This is a genomic window from Methylobacterium sp. Leaf88 (assembly GCF_001422795.1).
Classification (GTDB): Bacteria; Pseudomonadota; Alphaproteobacteria; order Rhizobiales; family Beijerinckiaceae; genus Methylobacterium.
In genome coordinates this window covers 108,643-126,619 of record NZ_LMMK01000004.1, presented here as the reverse complement: position 1 = coordinate 126,619, position 17,977 = coordinate 108,643, and the positions used below count along the sequence as shown (strand labels likewise).

Genomic DNA, 17,977 nt, shown 5'->3' with positions numbered 1-17,977 from the left:
CTCACTCGCCGCACGCTCACGCGGGCTCGCCCGCGAGATCGAACAGCCCGATCTTGCGGGCCCGCGCGCGCATCGGCCCGTCGAGGCCGGCCGGGAACGGCATGGTGCGGAAGCGCAGCTCGGCATTGGCCAGCGGCTTGCCGTCGTGCTGGATCGCCGCCTTCGTCACCGCGTAGCCCGAGCCGTCATGTTCGAGGCTGGCTTCGATCTGCAGTTCGGCGCCCGGGCCGACGAAGGACCGGAAGCGCGCCTTGTCGACGCCCATCAGGAACGGCATCTGCCGGAAGCCCAGATGGGCGAGCACGAGGTAGCCCGAGGCCTGGGCCATGGTCTCGGTGAGCAGCACGCCCGGCACCAGCGGGTGGTCGGGGAAGTGCCCCTCGAAGACCGGGCTCTCCATCGGCACGCGGGCCAGGGCCTCGATCCGGCCGGCCTCGCGGTCGAAGCGGGTCACGGCGTCGATCATCTCGAAATATTCGAGGCGCATGGCGTCCTGGGTCCCGGGCGGGCGGGGGTCGAAGGGGCGGCGTCGGTCGCCCGGGGCGTCCCGGGCGGCCCGGCTTCAGGCCTTGGCGGCCTTCTCGGCCACGAGGGCGTCGATGCGGGCGCAGAGGTTCTTCAGGACGAAGTACTCCTCGGCCGGCACCTTGCCCTCGTTGACCTCCTGGGTCCAACGCTCGAGGGGGAGCTTGATGCCGAAGGCCTTGTCCACCGCGAAGGCGATGTCGAGGAAGGCGAGCGAATCGATCCCGAGATCGTCGATGGCGTGGCTCTCGGGGGTGATCGTGTCCCGCGGGATGTCGGCGGTGTCGGCGATGATGTCCGCGACGCGGTCGAAGGTGGCGGTGTGGGTCTGGTCGGACATGCGTTCTCGCCGTGTGACTGGGTATCCCGCCGGATTCGGCCCGTGCCGATCGGGGGCCGGAGCGATCCGGCGCATGATGCCCGGTGCCCCCGGTCGCGCAGCATGCCCCGTGGGCCGGCGCTGCCGCCGCCCTGGACAGTGAAGGCGGTCCCTTACACGAGGGGGTCAGGAGGGGCAACCGTGGCCATCACGGCGTCGCGATCCGGCCTGCTCCTCCATTCCGATCCCGCGGCGATGGACTAGATGCACCGGCAGGACGTGGCCGCCGCGGCCGCTCCGCACGAGGTCGCACAACACGATGGTCCAGCTTCCCTCCATGACGCCGGCCGGCCCGCCGCCGGCGGGCGCGCCCGACCCGCGCTCGCTTTCCGACCCTCCGCCGCGTGCGGGGGCGCACCCGGTATCGGGCTCGGCGCAGAGCCTCGCGCGCCTTGCCCTGTTCCTCGCCCTGGCGGGCCTCGGGATCTGGGTCCTGCACCCCTTCATCCCGGCCCTGGTCTGGGCGGTGATCCTGGCGATCGCCCTCGGGCCCCTCTACGCCCGTGCGGAGCGGCGCTGGCCGCCGGGCCGGCACAACATCCTCCTGCCGCTCCTCTTCACCGCGGCGGTGGCCCTGGTCTTCCTGATTCCCCTGGTGGTGCTGGGCGTGCAGGCGGCGCGGGAGGCCCACGACGTGGTCGCCTGGGCCCGCTCCTTCGAGAAATCCGGCATCCCCGTGCCGGACTTTCTCGGCCACCTGCCCTTCGGTGCGGCGCAGGCGCAGGCCTGGTGGGCGGAGAATCTGAGCCACCCCGCCGCCGGCTCGGAGCTCCTGCACCGCTTCGACAATTCCTCGGTGATCGGCGTGACCCGCAGCCTCGGGGCGCAGATCGTCCGGCGCGTGGTCCTGTTCGGCTTCACCCTCGTGGCGCTGTTCTTCCTGTTCCGCGACGGCCGCGCGGTCGCCGCGCAGGTGCTGGCCGCCAGCGCCAAGCTGTTCGGCCCCCGCGGCGAGCGGGTGGCACGGCAGATGGTGGCCTCGGTGCACGGCACCGTGGACGGCCTCGTCCTGGTCGGCCTCGGCGAGGGCCTGCTTCTGGGGATCGTCTACTTCTTCGCCGGCGTGCCGCACCCGGTGCTGCTCGGGGCCCTGACGGCGGTGGCGGCGATGATCCCGTTCGGGGCGCCCCTGGTCTTCGGCATCGCGGCCGCGATCCTGCTCGCCAACGGCGCGGTGGTGCCGGCGGCGGTCGTGGTGGTGGCGGGCTTCGTCGTCACCTTCGTGGCGGACCACTTCGTGCGTCCGGCCCTGATCGGCGGCACCACCCGCCTGCCCTTCCTCTGGGTGCTGCTGGGCATCCTCGGCGGCGTCGAGACCTTCGGCCTCCTGGGGCTGTTCCTCGGCCCGGCCGTGATGGCGGCGCTGATCCTGCTCTGGCGGGACTTCACGCAGGGCGAGCCGGCCGAGGGCCCCCGGGCCTGAGCCCCGGGGTCCGCATCCGGTGCCCGGACGCGTCGGTCCGAGGGCTCACGAGGCCCCCGGGCGGCTCAGCCAGGTCGGCCCGCGCCCGATCCCCGGTCCGGTCGCGCCGCGGTCTTACGCCGGCACCCCGCCACGGTACCGGGCGAACGGGCTTCGGCCTTCCGGACCGAACAGAATCACCGCATAGGTGTCGGGCTCCATGCCCTCGACCTCCATGCCGGGCGAGCCGGCCGGCATGCCCGGAACGGCCAGTCCCGTGGCCTTGGGCGTCTCCGCCAGCAGCCGCTTGATCGCGCCGGCCGGCACATGCCCCTCGACCACGTAGCCGCCGACCTCGGCCGTGTGGCAGGAGGCGAGGTCCCGCGGCACGCCGAGGCGCGCCTTCACCGGGTTCACGGGCCCCTCTGTCACCGTCACCGTGAAGCCGGCCTCCCGCAGGTGGGCCACCCATTTCTCGCAGCAGCCGCAACTCGGGTCCTTCGCCACGGCGACCCGGGGCAGACCCTCCGCCAGGGCGGGCCTTCCGAGCATCAGTCCCGCCGCCAGGCCGACGAGCACGTCTCGCCGGGACGCCAAGGTTTCCGTCCCCATCCTCATCTCCCGTTTGTCCTCTATTCCGCCGCCCGGGCCCGTTGACCGATCCCATCCCCCCGCCCCTGTCCCGACAGCATCGGGCTCAGGTGTGGGGAGGCTCGGCGGCGCGCTACCAGCGGAGGAGACGCGGCCCCAGAACCGCCCCGGCCAGGGTGCACAACGCGATCGTCCCGCCGTACCAGACGGCGACGAACGGGACGGTGTCGTCCATGCAGTGCAGCGAGTAGCCGAGCGCGCTCACGGCGCCCGCTGCGAGACCCACCAGGGCTCCGGCGCGAATCAGGTCCGTCGGAGCCCCGAACCGGCGGACCGCCCAGGTGACGACGGCGAACGGAACGATGGCGATCAGGGGGATCGAGACCAGGCATTCGAGCCAGGAATGGCCCGAGATCTGGCCATGCCAGTGCTCGCGGGGCACCGTCGTGAGGCTGGCCCCGGCCAGGGCCGCGACCGCGACGAACGGCAATGACGCGATCCCGAGATGGACGCGGCTCTCCCCGCCCGGACTGGCCACCCTGACGAGATACCGGATCGCGAGGCCACCGACCGCGGCCGCGAAGGCGAGCTTGAAGGCGAGGAACAGGAGCGGGCGGCCCTGCATGAGGCCGGGGCGTACGCCGAGGACGGCGAGCGCGAGAAAGAGGGCACAAGCGGCGCCCACGGCCACGGCGAGGCCGAGCCGCCGGGTCATCCACGAGGTCCGAACCGGTTCGCGCTCGAAACTGCTGCCCAGGAAACCGATGAGGTCGTCCGTCTTCATCGCGCCGTGCCTCCGACCAGTTTCGCCAGCGCCTTCAGGCCACGGTGGACGCTCACCTTAACCGCCGTCTCGGACATGCCGGAGCGCGCGGCTGCCTCGGCGGTGCTCAGGCCGTCGACCTTCGTGGATTGGATCGCGCTTCTCATCTTGGCCGGCAAGTGCGCGAGCAGGCGCGCGACATCGAGGGAACTCTCCGCCGCGACGTGATCGCCGTGGGCCAGCAGCACACCCGCATCCTCGACGGGGACGTTCGCAGCGGTCGCGCGCGTCTGCCGGAGATGGTCGATCAGTTTGTATCGGGCGATGGCGTGGACCCACGGCGTCACAGGCTGCGTGACGTCATAGGTGTGCCGCCGCGTATGGATCACCATCAGGGTTTCCTGGACCAGGTCCTCCGCCTCGGTGTCCGTCCGCCCGGACCGGACCAGCTTGCCTTTGTAGTACGCGCGCAGATGCGAACCGAGGCGCTCGAGGAAGCGCCGGTAGTCGACGGCGCTCCCCCCGAGGCTGGCGACGAGCAGGCCACGCAGTTCTTCCTCCGCCTGGGACACGCGAGCTAGGCGAGCCGGTTCATGGCCGCCGAGCGGAAGAACGAAGTCGATCGCATCATCCGCCACCCCGCAGAACTCCTCATAACGGCCACGCGGTGTCGCCGAAGCACGCCGTTCGTCCGGCGATCCAGTTCACGCGGTCGGCGGCCCAATCGCCACACGGAATCGCTCCCGCCGCTCAAACGGACAGTCCGCAATCGTGGCCCGAAAGGTTACTGCGCTCCCGTCATGCCTTCACGCACAGGTATGTTGCGGGAATGATTGTCAAGCTTAGGTAGCATTCCTATACCCCGGACGGGTACGGTGAGACAGGTGGGCAGGGAGGTTTCCGAGCCTTGGCGCCGACGCGCTCCCCATCCCACGACAAGGTGTTCCGGGCCGGATCCGGCTAGGTCTGACGTCCTATCCGGTGACGGCGTCGGCCGTGTCCCCGTGCGATGTCTCGCTCGGTCCCTCCCCGCGATTGAACTGACCCGGACAAAGACCGGCCGTCCGGCCATCGACGCTTTTCTTGGAGTGCAGTCATGATCGAGGTGATCCCGAACTGGCATCCGGTCGCGGTCCATTTCACGGTCGCTCTCCTCATCACGAGCAGCGGCCTCTTCGCCCTCGGGACCTTGCTCGGGCAGCGGCCGTACGGAGGCGCGCTCACGACGGCCGCCCGCTGGAACCTCGCGATGGGTGTCGGCATCACGGTCGCAACCCTCGCCACGGGCTGGTCGGCCTACAACACGGTGGCGCACGACGCGGCCTCGCACCGGAACATGACGATCCACCTGCGTTGGGCCGTGGCCACCGCGCTGGTCTTCCTCGCCGCCGGGGGCGTCGCCTGGTTGGAGCGCCGAAAGAGCGCCGGAGCGGGCCTCGTGCTGCTGGCGTTGCTGGCGGGAGGTTCGGGCGCGCTCGCGGTGACGGGCTGGCTCGGGGGCGAGAACGTCTACCGCTATGGCCTGGGCGTCATGGCACTCCCGACATCCGGCGACCACGTCCATCCCGGTGGCGGCGACCATGCCGAGGGGCATAGCCACGCGCACGATCACACCCCCACGAATGACGCCGCCACGCCCGATGCCGTGGGCAGGACCGATGCGGTCCCGGCTCCGAGTGCCCTTCCCAACGACCATACCCATTGACCTTCCCGCCGCCGCCCGCTGCGTCGCCCATCCTGCAGAACCTGTCCGGGACCCGGCTCATGGTAGAAATGCAACAGAAGGTTGTTATCTGAGATTGTTGCTGTCGGGGGGATTGCAGGCCCCGCCGGGCTGCGCGATGTTTTCTCCAGATCGGGCCGGAATCCTGAGCGATGCTCTTCCTGCGCACAGTGATGCTCGCCGTCCTGGCTTTTGCTTTGGCCATCGCGCCGGCGGCGGCATGCACGATGGGCCGTCAGGCCGCGGCGGCCGACCGTTGGCTCTCCGACGCCTCCGCGCGGATGCCGCACGCCGACCCCGCGCGGGCGTCGCGGGATTCTGACACGCCGGACAGCGCGCGGGACGCGGCGCGTCATGCGCCGTCACAGGACGGTCCCTCCGCGTCCGCCGGCGATGACGGCGGCCCGGGACACCGACACGGTTCGAAGCGCCCGGGCGGCCCGTCGCCCTGCTGCGCCCTCGGCTGCCAAGCCGCGTTGCCGACGATGGCAGGGGGCGGACCGCCCTTGGAGGACACGCCCTCCGACCGCGGACGGATCGGACGGGCGGACGGACCCGTCGACGCCCATCCGCTCCGGATCGAGCGACCGCCGAGGCTCGGCGCCTGATGCGCGGGCGGCTCTCGCGACCGCCGACGGCCGTTCCGACGGGACGGCCACCCCCTCCCCCCTCATCGCCTTGGTGCCCTGGTCGAGCGCGACCCCGTCGTCGGCTTCCGCCGTGCGGCCGGCGGCTCGCCGGGCCATGTCCCCGGCCCTCCGCCTCAGTTCGGGAAATATAAGATGTTCAAGTTGCCGAGACCGGCCGCGCTCGCGGCGGTCCTGCCGCTCGCCGGCTGCATCCCCGCCACAGTGCCCGTCGGGCTTGTCCTGCCCTCCGACCCGAACGCGACGGTCCCACCCCCTCGCTACGCGACGGTCACCCGGGGCGTGAAGGATTTCGGTGTGGTCGAGACGAAGGACTGGCTGGAGCTCAACCGGCAGGTGGCCCCGAAGGCGGGGTCCGGCGGGACGGGAGGCATGCCGGGCATGGACGGCATGGGCGGAAAGCGCGATTCGGGAGGTCGGTGATGGTCCGTCTCTGTAACCCGATCGATCCCCCTCCCGGACTAACGGTCATGGGACGCAACACGACCACGCCGGGAGATGCCGGTACGACGGCGCGTCCTCCGGGCGGCGCCGTCCGGGGGCGCCCGGGGGGCGGGAGCTTGACCGGGAGCTTGGCTGGCGTGGCCTTGCTGCTGGGAGGCTGCGCGAGCTTCTCACCGGATGCAGGCCTGTCGGTCGCCAGCGAATATGCCTCGCTCGAACTCGGCAAGGACATCGCGAAATCGAGCGACCAGGGGATCGCGCCGAGCGCGGAGGCGCGGGTGGATGCGCTGCTGCGGCGTCCCCTCACGGCGGATGGCGCCGTCCAGGTCGCGCTTCTCAGGAACAGGGGCTTGCAGGCCGCCTTCAACGGCCTCGGCGTCTCCGAGGCGCAGTACGTGCAGGCGACCCTGCCGCACGCCCCGACCTTCTCGATCACGCAATGGGGGCTCGGGTTCAACACGGAGATCGAGCGCTCCGTGGCCGCCAGCGTGCTGGACCTGGCGACGCTGCCGGCCCGCGCCGAGATCGCCCGCCAGCGTTTCCGGGGCGACCAGTACAACGCGGCGGACCAGGTCCTGAAACTCGCGGGCGAGGCCCGGCGCCAGTTCTATCGGACGGTGGCGGCCAACCAGGCCATCGCCTTCCTCGAACAGGCGCTGGCGAGCACCGAATCCGCGTCGACCCTGACCCAGCAACTGGGCGAGACGGGTGCACTGAACAAGCTGGAGCAGGCGCGCGAGCACGCCTTCTACAGCGAGTTGGGGGCGCAGCTCGCCAAGGCGCGCGTCCAGCAGCGGGCGGAGCGGGAGCGCCTGACCCGCCTGCTCGGCCTCTGGGGGCGGGACATCGAGTTCCGCCTTCCGAAGGACCTTCCCGCGCTGCCCAAGCGCCTCGTGGACGGTCGAGGCATCGAGGTGGAGGCGCTGAGGCGGCGGGCCGACGTACAGGCGGCCCGCTTCGAACTGCAGTCGCTCGTCGGGCAGTTCGGCCTGGACCAGGCCACTGGCTTCATCAGCGTCTTCGACGTGGGCTTCGCGAACCAGTACGCCCGGTCGCGGACGTTCGAGAGTGGTGCCGCCCCGAAGGTCGACAAGGGCAGCCTGAACGGATTCTCGGCCGATCTGACCATCCCCATCTACGATTTCGGCACGACGGCGGTCCGGGGCGCGAAGGAGGCCTATCTCGCCACGGCGAACCGGCTGGCGGAGCGTGCGGTGAACGCCCGCTCCGAAGTCCGCGAGGCCTATCAGCGGTACCGCGGCCAGTACGACATCACCCGGCATTACCAGACGAGCGTCCTACCCTTGCGCAGGACGATCCAGGACCAGGCCCTGCTCCAGTACAGCGGCATGCTCCTGGACGTGACGACGCTCATCATCGACGCCCGGGCCAGGATCCTGAGCAACATCCAGGCCATCGAGGCGAAGCGCGACTTCTGGATCGCGGCGACCGACCTCAAGGCGGCGACCGTCGGCGGCGGGTTCTCGGCGGACAACTTCGGCGGCGAAGCCGCCGGAGGCACCCCGGGCGAGAGCCTCGCCGTCGGGACGCCCGGCGGTTGAGCCCTGGAGCCCGGTCCGCCCATGTCATTCGGAGAGGCCTCATGACCGACATCTCGCGCAGAAGGATTCTGGGAGCGGGCGGCCTCGTGCTCGCCGGCACGTCGATGATCAGCGGACGGGTCCAGGCCGCGGGCCTGCCGGAGGCCCCGATCATGGACAAGGCGACCATGCAGCCGCCGCTCTATCCGACGAGCGGGCCGGACTACCAGCCGGTGGTGACGCTCAACGGCTGGACGCTGCCGTGGCGCATGCGCGGCGACTGGAAGGAGTTCCACCTGATCGCCGAGCCGGTCGTGCGGGAGATGGCGCCCGGCATGAACGCGCGGCTCTGGGGCTACAACGGACAATCGCCGGGCCCGACCATCGAGGCGGTCGAGGGCGACAAGATCCGCATCTTCGTCACCAACCGCCTGCCGGAGGCGACCGCCGTGCACTGGCACGGGCAGACGCTCCCCAACGGCATGGACGGGGTCGCCGGGCTGACCCAGCCCGGCATCCCCCCGGGCAAGACCTTCGTCTACGAGTTCATCCTGAGGCGCTCCGGCACCTTCATGTACCACCCGCACTCGGACGAGATGGTCCAGATGGCGATGGGCATGATGGGGTTCGTCGTCGTGCATCCGCGCAACCCGGCCGAGCGGCGGGTCGACCGCGACTTCGTCTGGTTGCTGAACGCCTACGACATCGAGGCCGGGTCCTACGTGCCCAAGGTCAACACGATGCTCGACATGAACCTGTGGTGTTTCAACAGCCGCGCGTGGCCCGGCATCGACCCCCTGGTCGTTCGCCAGGGCGACAAGGTGCGGATGCGCTTCGGCAACCTCACCATGACCAACCACCCGATCCACGTCCACGGCTGCGACTTCAAGGTCACCGGCACGGATGGCGGCTGGATCGACGAGCGCTATCAGGTGCCGGAGGTGTCGGCCGACGTCGCCGTCGGACAGATGCGGGTGATCGAGTTCAACGCCGACAACCCGGGCGACTGGGCCCTCCACTGCCACAAGTCGCACCACACCATGAACGCGATGGGCCATGCGGTCCGGACGTATATCGGCGTCAACCTGAAGAGCACGGTCAAGCAGATCCGGACGATCGCGCCCGGCTACATGCCGATGGGTTCGACGGGCGGCGGCATGATGGCCGAGATGGAGATGCCGCTCCCGGAGAACACGCTGCCGATGATGACCGGCGCCGGTCCGTTCGGCTCCGTCGAGATGGGCGGGATGTTCACGGTCCTGAAGGTGCGGCCTGGACTGGCGGCCGACGATTATCGCGACCCGGGTTGGTACCAGCACCCGGCAGGCTCCGTGGCCTACGAGTGGACCGGCGAGCCGATGCCCGAGCCGGCGCGCGCGCCCGGAACGCCGAAGGGCCGGCGGGCGCGCCAGACCGACCTCCGGGCCGTGGATCCGCGCACGCGGCGCACCGCGTCCAACGCGGGCGGCCATGAGCCCTGACCGGTCGACCGCGCGTCGCCCGCGCCCGCGGACGGCCCCCCCGGGCTGCCGCCCGGGCAGATCCGTTCGGACCGGGAGCGATCCCGTCCGGACTCCGCCGCACCGGTCGCGATCCGCTCGACGGGGCCGGCGTGGTGCTTCGCTGGTTTCGAGGAGAACCGACCATGAGACGCAAGATCCCGCTCGCCGTCCTCTCGATGGCCTTCCTGGCGGTCGCGATGCCCGCCTGGGCGCAATCCGTGAGGGGGACGGTGACGAAGATCGACCCGGCCGCCGGCAAGGTGACCCTCGACCATGCCGCGATCCCGAAGCTCGACATGGGCGCGATGACGATGGCGTATCCGGTCAAGGACCCTGCGGTGCTCAAGGGCCTCAAGGCCGGGGACAAAGTCGATTTCGACGTGGTCGAGACAGGCGGTGCGTACACCGTCACGACGATCCAGAAGGCGAAATAGCGCCCTCCCCCCAGGGGCCCTCGCACGATCGCCACCCGGTCCGGTGCGAGGGCCGTCGAGCCTTGAAATGGAGCCCCGATGCGACGCCTGATCCTGTCCACCGCGCTCGCGGCCGTCCTTGTCGGTTCGGTCGCGCCTCCCGCCGGCGCACAGCCCGCGACGGGCGCGCCCGCAGCCCTGGAGCGGGCGCGCGACACGATGGCGACCCGGTTCCGGGACACGAAGCTCACCGGCGACCCGGACCGGGATTTCGCCGCGCTGCTGATCGCCAGCCTCGAGGAGACGCTGTTCCTGGCCAAGACGCAGCTCGATTACGGCGCCGACCGTCAGCTGCGCGAGATCGCGCAGACGATCCAGGAGACGCAGCAGGCGCGGATCGACGCCCTGAAGCAGTGGCAGGTCCGCAGTCGCGAGGCGGGCTACCGGCCGCAGCCCAACCCGACGCCGCCGGGCGAAGGCCCCCTGGACCGGGCGGCGCCCGCGAGACCCCAGCCCGCATCGCCCCCCGCTCCGGAGAAGCCGGCCGCGTCGGCGACGCCCGCGAACGCGCCCCTCGTCGCCGGGACGGTGAAGAAGGTCGACGAGGCTGCGGGCAAGGTCACCCTCGACCACGCGTCCATCCCCAATATCGACATGGACGCGATGACGATGGCCTACCGGGTCCAGGACCCTGCTCTGCTCAAGAGTCTCAAACCCGGCGAGAAGGTGCGCTTCTCCGCCGAGCGCATCAACGGTTCGATCGCGGTGACGCGGATCCAGAAGGCGAAGTGAGGGCCGGCGGTGGGCATCTTGGCCATCGTCTCGCGATCGAGCCCAAAACCCCGGGCTGCCTCGCGACGAGCGTTGCCGTCGATGAAACCGAACCGCCGCGGAGACCTCCACGGCAAACATCCTGGGGCCTTCCCGAAAGCGAAGCCTCGCCACTGGCGGGCTTTGACCCCGCCCGTATCCGCCCTTCGCGGACGCTCTCGGGGAGGGGCTTGTCACCGCCCGACACGGACAGGTCGCGGGCACAACGGCCGAGCAGGCGTGCGTACGGTTCGATTGCCTCGCCTGGGACCGCACTCTTGGACCGCATGGCAAGGACCCCCGCTGACTGGGCCGGTCGATCGCGGCATCGCCTGCCGCCGCGAGTGCCCGGGCTCCGTGGTCCGGAACAGGAGGCGGTCACCGGCCGGGATCAGGGCCCCCGCGCCGAAGTCTCTGCCCGGCCCGATGACCCCGTGCCCGAGGGGGGGGCCGGGGGACCGATTAGCACCAGTTCGGCCGGGTTCTCCTGGTCGAGGATCGTGAGGGCGGCCGCGAGCGGCACGTAGTCGTTGACCAGCCTCACGGAATCGAGGCCGAGCGCGATGCCGATCTCACCGGGGTCGAACCGCCAACCCGCGTTGGTCAGGCGCGTCCCATCGCCCCCGACCCGCCCGGCGACGGCGAGGAAGGCGGCGCACGGCCTGACCGTGCCGGGTCGATCGAGATAGGACCGAATGGCCTCCACAGGGCCGGGGAAGCCGGCGGTCGCGACCTTCCAGATCGGCGTCGGGTCGGCGCCCGGCCGCGGCAGGACGGCGAACCGGGCGTAGGTGCCGCCGATGTCGGCCAGGAGCACGGGAAAGGGAAGCATCGCTCTCGATCTCCGGGCCTCAAGGCCTCGCGGCTTCCGCCGTCTTGAGGCTGAGGACGTAGTCGATGACCGCATCCAGCTCGTCCCGGTCCAGCCGCACGCTCGGCATCCATTGATGGTGGCTCTGCAGGAAGACGTTGAGCGCGACGCCCGTGGTCGAGGGCATGGCGGCGATGGTCCGGAAGTCTGGTCCGACGTGTCCGCCGTCCTGCGGCTCCCTGCCGATGACGTGGCACCGGCTGCAAAGCTGCGCGGCCACGGTCCAGCCCCGGATGCGGTGATCCTCCCCCGGGCCGGCAGTGACCGGAAAACCCAGCGTGACCGCCGCCAGCCCCGAACAGGCCAGCCATCCAATCCGGGATGGTGTCGCTGGGGTCATGGCTTTCGCGCCAGCTTGAGCCATGCCAGAGCGGAGGCGAGACTCACGCCGCCGAGCGTCACGTGGGCCCAGGTCGCGACATCGTTGGCGGCGAACCCGAGCATCCAGGGGGCCAGCAGCGTCCAGGCCCCGATGAGCGCGATGGCACGCTCCAACACGGCGCGGAAGCGAAGCTGGTTGGCGGTGGACAGCCCTAAGACCAACAGGCCCGGCAGGAGCGCGGAGGCGCCGGGGCGGCCTTGGTCGACGAGGATGAGGACCCACGCGGCCAGCACCAGCGCGACGCCGGCCGCGTGCTGCAGGGCGCCGAGCAGGATCTCGTCCGTCCGCCATTCCGGTGGCGAGGGGCGCGCGTGCAGGTTGGATCGAGCCATGGGACGCCTCCGACCGGTGCCCGCGACAACATCCGCCGCGGTTCGCTGCCGTCATCCTCTCGCCGCGCGGGCCGGCCGGCCTTGATCTCGCTCAAAGTCTCTCCGCGGCGCGGCGTCAGGCATGAACCTCGGCGATGATGCAGCCTGGGTCGACGACCTCGCTGGCCGGCGCAACGACCTCCAGGCGCCCGCCGACCGGCGAGACGATGTCGTGGAGCGCCTCGCCGATCCGCACGGCGGCCACGGCCTCCCCGGCCCTCACCCTGGCCCCGTCCGCGACCAGCCAGCGCTCCAGGATGCCTTCGGGCAGCATCCCCGTGGACCACAGATCCTCGGATACGCGAACGTCCGGCATGGCCGGCCTCCCTTGCTGACGCGCGCCCGGAAGATCGGGGCGCAGTGACAAGGTGATGGTACGGGATCGGGTGACGCGTTGATCTGGATCAGGACCCGCTGACCTCCGGCCCACGACGGCGGGGCGGACGTCGGGGCCGCGTTGAGGCAGGTCAAGGCGCCCGGTGCGGCGCGGCGCATGCTGCTCCCGGGTTCCTTCTCGGGACAGCCGCATGCTCCTCGCCATGTCCGCCAGCGTCGCCCTCGTCATCACCACCATCCTGGTGCTGTACGAGATCCTGCGCCTAACCTCCGAGCACCTGGCGGAGCTTCCGATTCCACCGCGCGCCCGCATCCTCGTCGTGGTGCTGGCGGCCTTCGTCGGGCATACGGCGGCGGTGTGGATCTATGCCGGCGCCTATTGGCTGCTCGTGCTGCGGCTCGGTAACGGCGCCTTTGCGGGCGTACCGGTCACCACCTTCGAGGACTGCCTGTACTTCTCGGTGGTGACCTACACGACTCTCGGCTTCGGCGACCACTTCCCGGTCGGGCATGCGCGCCTCATCTCCGGCGTCGAGGCCCTGAACGGCCTGTTGCTGATCGGCTGGTCGGCCTCGTTCACCTATCTCGCCATGGAGCGATACTGGCCGCTGCACGGCAAGGGCCACGCCCATCGGGTGGCGTCGTCCGGCTCCGGCAGCACGCTCCTTGCGCCGAAGCGGACGCGCTTCTTTCCGCAGACGGGGGCCGAGTTTGCGGCAGATCAAGGCGCCCAGCCGGATCCGGGGTCAACTCCGCTCGCGGGGGACGCGACGGCGTCTCGTCGCGCGCGCACGGAGGCGACCCGATGAGGATATTCCTGGTCACGTTCTACAAGCTGGTCAGCGACGATACCGGTCACGAGCGGCCTGCGCGCCAGCACCAGGTCCTCGTTCCGGCCACGTCGGAGGCCTCCGCCCGCGCAGCCGGGCAGGCGCTGTTCTGTGAAGCCAACGGCATCGTGGATTGGCGGCTGCGTGCGGACTCCTGCGAGGCCGCCGCGGTGCAGGAAGAACGCGCCTAGCGGCGCGAGGATCGGGAGCGAGGTCATGGCGCACGAGCTTACCGAACCGGTGCACTGGCGCGGGCGGCAGTGGGCCGTCACCGGCTACGGCATCGAGGCACTCGATGGGATGTACCACGTGTCGGCCGCGGAGATCTGGTCGGGCCCCGACGGCACGCTGCCGTGGCTCGAAGCCCTGCACCGTCGCTACGGCACGGACCGCGAGGACCTGGACGCGGCCCTGACGGTCGCCCGCACGATCTGGTCCGCCCCCGATGCCCTGCCCCCCCTTGGGCACGACACGGGCCCTCGTGGCGCGCGCGGCATCGACCGATGACCGAGATACCGGTCCCGGTCGCAAGCGTCCTGACCGAGCCGAATGACCCGGAGGGCCTGAGCGCCGCCGTCGGCCCCTCGAAACCACGCCTGCTGGGTGTTCTCGGACCGGGCCTGATCACCGGGGCCTCGGACGACGATCCCAGCGGCATCGCCACCTACGGGCAGGCCGGGGCGCAGCTCGGGTACGGCCTGTGCTGGACCATGCTCTACAGCCTGCCCCTGATGGCCGCCGTGCAGATGGTCTCGGCCCGGATCGGGCGCACCACCGGCCACGGCATCGCCGGCGTGCTGCGCCAGCACTATCCCAACGGCCTGCTCCAGGGCGTGGTCCTGCTCCTGCTCATCGCCAACATCCTGAACCTCGGCGCCGACCTCGGCGCCATGGCCGATGCCCTGAATCTCCTGCTGCCGGGCCCGCGCTGGCTCTATGTCGGGCTGTTCTCGGGGGCCTGCGTGTTCATGCAACTAGTGCTGCAGTACACCCGCTACGTCGCCGTGCTGAAGTGGCTGACCCTGAGCCTGTTCGCCTATCTCGGTGTGGTCGTGTTCGCCCATGTCTCCTGGTCCGAGCTCGGATGGGCCATGGCCGTGCCGCGTCTCGACGGCAGCGGGGCGAGCCTCACCACCCTGGTGGCGATCTTCGGCACCACGATCAGCCCGTACCTGTTCTTCTGGCAGGCGGCGGAGGAGGCCGAGGACCTGCACGCCTTCCCGCGGCGGCGCGACCTCGCCCACGCACCTGAGCAGGGAAAGGCGGCCCTTCACCGCATCCGGGTCGATACCCTCGTCGGCATGACGTTCTCGAACATCGTCGCCCTGGCCATCATGGTGACGACCGCCGCGGTGCTGCACCCGCACGGCATCACCGACATCCAGACCTCGGCCCAGGCCGCCGAGGCGCTCCGGCCCATCGCCGGCCCCCTGTCGGCGGGCGTCTTCGCGCTTGGCATCGTCGGCACCGGGCTCCTGGCGGTGCCGGTCCTGGCCGGCTCGGCGGCCTACGCGGTCGGCGAGGCGCAGCACTGGCCGGTCGGATTCGGACGTCACCTGCTCGAGGCACGCGCCTTCTACGGGACGGTGGCCCTCGCGACCCTCGTCGGCATGATCATCAGCCTGGGCGCCGTCGACCCGATCCGGGCGCTCTACTGGAGCGCGGTCGTCAACGGCGTCATCGCGGTGCCGATCATGACCGTGATGATGCTGGCCGCGTCCCGCACCGACATCATGGGGGCCTTCGCCGTGCGCGGGCCGCTCCGGTGGCTCGGCTGGGCGGCCACCGCCTGCATGATGCTCACCGTCGCCGCGATGCTGATCAGCGGCGTCCTTCCGTTGCGATAGATCAAGGTCGACCGGACCTCCCTCCCCGATTCTCGGCGCCTGCAGCTTTGGAAGGACGGGCCATGCCAGGGACGGATCAAGCCTCGAGACGGGTCGTGCTCGTGGCCGAGCCGCAGGCGCTGCCGGCCATGTGGCTGGAGGACACGCTGACGGATGAGGGCTACGCGGTCGAAGGCCCCTATCCCACCTGCGAGGAGGCCGTGGACGGGTTGGCCCGCAGCGAGCCGGCCTTCGCCCTCGTCAGCGTCGACCTGCAGGAAGGCCCCTGTTTCCCCCTGGCCTGCGCGCTGCGCCGCCGCGGGATCCCGTTCGCGCTGTTCGCGGGCTCGATTCCCGTTCCAAAAGCCTTCGGCGACGTCCTCGTCCTCGACCGCCCCTGCCTGACGGAGGCCGTCGCACGGGCGATCCGGCTCCAGCGATTGGCGGAAGGGGCCCGGGCCGAGCCCAGGGAATGCCCGATGGAGGGCGGGATCCGCTCCGGCCAGGCTCTTGAGGTGGATCAATGCCCCCCGGCCTGCGGAAGCCAGGATACGGCACCCGGCCATCGTCACGAGGACGGATGCCGGTCCCTCCCCGAAGGAGATCTTCCATGAACGACAAGATCCTCCGCCAAAGCATCGTCGACGAGCTCGACTTCGAGCCCAGCATCGATGCGGCCAACATCGGCGTCGCCGTAAACAACGGCATCGTCACGCTCACGGGCCATGTCGGCAGCTACACCGAGCGGCTGGCGGCCGAGAAGGCGGCCCGGAAGGTGCGCGGCGTGCGCGGCGTGGTCGAGGAGATCAAGGTCCGTTTCGCCGGCGAGGCACCGCCCCGCGACGAGGACCTGGCCCGACGCGCCGTTCAGATGCTCGACTGGTCCGTCAGCGTTCCGCCGAACGCCATCCAGGTGAAGGTGCAGGACGGCTGGGTCACGCTCACCGGCGAGGTCGCGTGGCAGTACCAGAAGGAGGAGGCCCAGGCCGCGCTCAAGCGCCTCTCGGGCGTCGCCGGCATCATCAACATGATCGAGGTCAAGCCGGCGGCGAGCGCCACGGACGTGCGCGCGAAGATCGAGGCGGCGCTCAAGCGCAACGCCGAGGTCGAGGCCGACGCGATCAAGGTGACGGTCAAGGACGCCAAGGTGACCCTGGAGGGCAAGGTGCATGCCTGGCACGAGCGCGACCTCGTCGAGAACGCCGCCTGGTCCGCTCCCGGCGTGCGCTCCGTCGTGGACCACCTGACGCTCGCTTGAACGACCGACCGGGGTCGGGCTCGCCGCCGGCCCCGCGCCGCCCCTTCCGAAGCCGTCGCCGAACGGGAGATCCCCATGTCCTATGCCAGCCTCATGGTCTCGGTCGATCTCGGCGAAGCTGCGCGCGGCCGGATCCGCCTCGCCGGGCACCTCGCCGACGACTTCAAGGCCCGCCTCATCGGCATCGCGGCCGAGATGCCGGCCTACGAGGCTGCGCCCATCGGCCCGATGCTCGGAGGCGCCTTTTGCCTCCCCTCGGTTCAGGAGGCCGTCCTGAACGACCTTTGGATCGCGCACGCGACCTTCGACGAAGCCGCCGCCGGCCGAAGCCGCGTCGAGTGGCGCTCGAACCTGGACTTTCCGCTGGAGTTCCTGGCCCGCCAGTCGACCGCGGCGGACCTCGTGATCGTCGGCCGGGGCGACGCGGGCAACCCGCTCCTGTCGGTCGATCCAGGCGATGCGGTGATGCGGCTCGGCAGTCCGGTGCTGGTGGTCCCGCCGGAGATCGACCACCTCGATGCGCAGCGGGTGGCGGTCGCGTGGAAGAGCACCCGCGAAGCGCATCGGGCCGTCCGCGATGCGGTGCCCTTCCTGAAACGGGCGTCCCATGTCGTCGTGCTGACCGTCGATGAGGGCCAGGGCGCCGGCGATACCCGGGACATCGTCAGCCTCCTCCAGGCCCATGACGTCCACGCCACCGCCATGCCGAAGGACGCCTATGGCGCCACGACCGCCGAAGCGCTCGTCGAGGCGGCCAGCGAGTACGCCGCCGACCTGATCGTGGCAGGGGCCTATGGCCACGGCCGCCTGCGCGAATGGGCCTTCGGGGGCGTCACCCGCAACCTGCTCGCCGGCTGCCCCGTCTGCTGCCTCCTGAGCCACTGACGGAGACGAACGCTCGGCTTGGAGCGACCCCATGACCGGCAGGCTGAACCTCATGATCCCGCACGACGGCTCCGTCGTCGTCTGCGACGGCCGCAAGGCCTTGGTGCTCCGCAACGAGGGGCACCCGCGCGCCCTGGACCTGCGAATGGAGAGGGTGTTCGAGGCCCCGCCCAACCCGCCGACCCGCGAGCAGGGCACGGACAGGCCTCCGCGGGTCAGGCTGGAAAACCGCCGCAGTTCCATCGAGCAGACGGACTGGCATCGGATGGCTGAGACCCGCTTCGCCCTGGACGTGGTGACGGCCCTGGACCGCATCGATCCTCTCCTCGCCTTGGTCGTGGTCGCACCGCCGAGGATGCTCGCGGAACTTCGGCGTGTCCTGCCCGAGCGCCTGCGGCGGGCCATCGTGGCCGAGGTCGACAAGGACCTGACCAAACACCCGGTCGAGGAGATCGGGCGCCATCTCGCCGATGCCTGA

The 17,977-nt window shown here is 70.7% G+C and carries 24 protein-coding genes; 15 read left to right on the top strand and 9 right to left on the bottom strand.

Translation table 11 applies throughout. The annotated features are described in order from the left end of the window. Positions 1-16: 16 nt before the first annotated feature. Both ASF20_RS02675 and ASF20_RS02670 read right to left on the bottom strand, forming a co-directional pair. Positions 17-487 carry a 3-hydroxyacyl-ACP dehydratase FabZ family protein gene (locus ASF20_RS02675; protein ID WP_056220162.1) on the bottom strand — a complete coding sequence of 157 codons (471 nt, stop codon included), beginning with the start codon at positions 485-487 and terminating at the stop codon, positions 17-19. 75 nt (positions 488-562) lie between these two features. Continuing rightward, the gene (locus ASF20_RS02670; RefSeq protein WP_055949487.1) at positions 563-865 is read right to left on the bottom strand and encodes an acyl carrier protein; all 303 of its coding nucleotides are present in this window, start codon (positions 863-865) and stop codon (positions 563-565) included. Positions 866-1,163: 298 nt separating this feature from the next. Here ASF20_RS02670 and ASF20_RS02665 point away from each other — a divergent pair, with 298 nt between their 5' ends. Then, on the top strand, positions 1,164-2,327 hold the full coding sequence (locus tag ASF20_RS02665; protein WP_244476307.1) for an AI-2E family transporter: 1,164 nt from the start codon (positions 1,164-1,166) through the stop codon (positions 2,325-2,327). Positions 2,328-2,441: 114 nt separating this feature from the next. Here ASF20_RS02665 and ASF20_RS02660 read toward each other — a convergent pair whose 3' ends face one another. The 3 genes from ASF20_RS02660 to ASF20_RS02650 form a co-directional block, all read right to left on the bottom strand. Next, positions 2,442-2,918: a DUF411 domain-containing protein gene (locus ASF20_RS02660; protein WP_056220158.1), complete on the bottom strand. Its 477-nt coding sequence runs from the start codon at positions 2,916-2,918 to the stop codon at positions 2,442-2,444. A 112-nt stretch (positions 2,919-3,030) separates the two neighbouring features. Further along, positions 3,031-3,681 (bottom strand): DUF1109 domain-containing protein, encoded by a 651-nt coding sequence (locus ASF20_RS02655; protein ID WP_056270527.1) that lies wholly within the window; start codon positions 3,679-3,681, stop codon positions 3,031-3,033. Further along, positions 3,678-4,232 carry a sigma-70 family RNA polymerase sigma factor gene (locus tag ASF20_RS02650; protein WP_056270687.1) on the bottom strand — a complete coding sequence of 185 codons (555 nt, stop codon included), beginning with the start codon at positions 4,230-4,232 and terminating at the stop codon, positions 3,678-3,680. Before ASF20_RS02650 ends, ASF20_RS02655 begins: the two co-directional genes overlap by 4 nt. A gap of 524 nt (positions 4,233-4,756) precedes the next feature. Between ASF20_RS02650 and ASF20_RS02645 the strand changes: the two genes are divergently transcribed. The 6 genes from ASF20_RS02645 (at position 4,757) to ASF20_RS02615 (ending at position 10,722) form a co-directional block, all read left to right on the top strand. Then, a complete protein-coding gene (locus ASF20_RS02645; RefSeq protein WP_056220153.1) occupies positions 4,757-5,365 on the top strand; it encodes a DUF2231 domain-containing protein in 609 nt (202 codons plus the stop codon). 800 nt (positions 5,366-6,165) lie between these two features. Further along, on the top strand, positions 6,166-6,453 hold the full coding sequence (locus ASF20_RS02635; protein WP_056270524.1) for a hypothetical protein: 288 nt from the start codon (positions 6,166-6,168) through the stop codon (positions 6,451-6,453). Between the two features lie 47 nt (positions 6,454-6,500). After that, the gene (locus ASF20_RS02630) at positions 6,501-8,036 is read left to right on the top strand and encodes a TolC family protein (protein ID WP_056270522.1); all 1,536 of its coding nucleotides are present in this window, start codon (positions 6,501-6,503) and stop codon (positions 8,034-8,036) included. A 41-nt stretch (positions 8,037-8,077) separates the two neighbouring features. Next, positions 8,078-9,496 (top strand): copper oxidase, encoded by a 1,419-nt coding sequence (locus ASF20_RS02625; RefSeq protein WP_056270520.1) that lies wholly within the window; start codon positions 8,078-8,080, stop codon positions 9,494-9,496. Positions 9,497-9,660: 164 nt separating this feature from the next. Then, on the top strand, positions 9,661-9,951 hold the full coding sequence (locus tag ASF20_RS02620) for a copper-binding protein (RefSeq protein WP_056270518.1): 291 nt from the start codon (positions 9,661-9,663) through the stop codon (positions 9,949-9,951). Between the two features lie 78 nt (positions 9,952-10,029). Beyond that, positions 10,030-10,722, top strand: a complete 693-nt coding sequence (locus ASF20_RS02615) for a copper-binding protein (protein WP_056270515.1) — start codon at positions 10,030-10,032, stop codon at positions 10,720-10,722. A gap of 409 nt (positions 10,723-11,131) precedes the next feature. Here ASF20_RS02615 and ASF20_RS02610 read toward each other — a convergent pair whose 3' ends face one another. From ASF20_RS02610 to ASF20_RS02595, 4 genes are all read right to left on the bottom strand, one after another. Continuing rightward, positions 11,132-11,572, bottom strand: a complete 441-nt coding sequence (locus ASF20_RS02610) for a glucokinase (protein ID WP_056270512.1) — start codon at positions 11,570-11,572, stop codon at positions 11,132-11,134. Positions 11,573-11,591: 19 nt separating this feature from the next. Beyond that, on the bottom strand, positions 11,592-11,951 hold the full coding sequence (locus ASF20_RS02605; protein WP_056270508.1) for a hypothetical protein: 360 nt from the start codon (positions 11,949-11,951) through the stop codon (positions 11,592-11,594). Further along, complete coding sequence (locus tag ASF20_RS02600) at positions 11,948-12,325, bottom strand: SPW repeat protein (protein ID WP_056270505.1); 378 nt, start codon at positions 12,323-12,325, stop codon at positions 11,948-11,950. Before ASF20_RS02600 ends, ASF20_RS02605 begins: the two co-directional genes overlap by 4 nt. A 115-nt stretch (positions 12,326-12,440) precedes the next feature. Next, entirely contained in the window at positions 12,441-12,680 is a 240-nt protein-coding gene (locus ASF20_RS02595; RefSeq protein WP_056270502.1) for a biotin/lipoyl-containing protein, read from the bottom strand. Positions 12,681-12,891: 211 nt separating this feature from the next. Here ASF20_RS02595 and ASF20_RS02590 point away from each other — a divergent pair, with 211 nt between their 5' ends. From ASF20_RS02590 to ASF20_RS02555, 8 genes are all read left to right on the top strand, one after another. Continuing rightward, positions 12,892-13,509 carry a potassium channel family protein gene (locus ASF20_RS02590; protein ID WP_082501138.1) on the top strand — a complete coding sequence of 206 codons (618 nt, stop codon included), beginning with the start codon at positions 12,892-12,894 and terminating at the stop codon, positions 13,507-13,509. After that, entirely contained in the window at positions 13,506-13,721 is a 216-nt protein-coding gene (locus ASF20_RS02585) for a hypothetical protein (protein ID WP_056270499.1), read from the top strand. Before ASF20_RS02590 ends, ASF20_RS02585 begins: the two co-directional genes overlap by 4 nt. Before the next feature lie 25 nt (positions 13,722-13,746). Continuing rightward, the gene (locus tag ASF20_RS02580; RefSeq protein ID WP_056270495.1) at positions 13,747-14,037 is read left to right on the top strand and encodes a hypothetical protein; all 291 of its coding nucleotides are present in this window, start codon (positions 13,747-13,749) and stop codon (positions 14,035-14,037) included. Further along, positions 14,034-15,377: an Nramp family divalent metal transporter gene (locus ASF20_RS02575; protein ID WP_056270492.1), complete on the top strand. Its 1,344-nt coding sequence runs from the start codon at positions 14,034-14,036 to the stop codon at positions 15,375-15,377. The genes ASF20_RS02580 and ASF20_RS02575 overlap by 4 nt, the downstream gene beginning before the upstream one ends. Before the next feature lie 101 nt (positions 15,378-15,478). Continuing rightward, positions 15,479-15,970, top strand: a complete 492-nt coding sequence (locus tag ASF20_RS02570; protein ID WP_348271541.1) for a histidine kinase — start codon at positions 15,479-15,481, stop codon at positions 15,968-15,970. Further along, a complete protein-coding gene (locus ASF20_RS02565) occupies positions 15,967-16,614 on the top strand; it encodes a BON domain-containing protein (RefSeq protein ID WP_056270488.1) in 648 nt (215 codons plus the stop codon). The genes ASF20_RS02570 and ASF20_RS02565 overlap by 4 nt, the downstream gene beginning before the upstream one ends. 75 nt (positions 16,615-16,689) lie before the next feature. Next, the gene (locus ASF20_RS02560; protein ID WP_056270485.1) at positions 16,690-17,499 is read left to right on the top strand and encodes a universal stress protein; all 810 of its coding nucleotides are present in this window, start codon (positions 16,690-16,692) and stop codon (positions 17,497-17,499) included. A 31-nt stretch (positions 17,500-17,530) separates the two neighbouring features. After that, positions 17,531-17,977: a host attachment protein gene (locus ASF20_RS02555; protein WP_056270483.1), complete on the top strand. Its 447-nt coding sequence runs from the start codon at positions 17,531-17,533 to the stop codon at positions 17,975-17,977.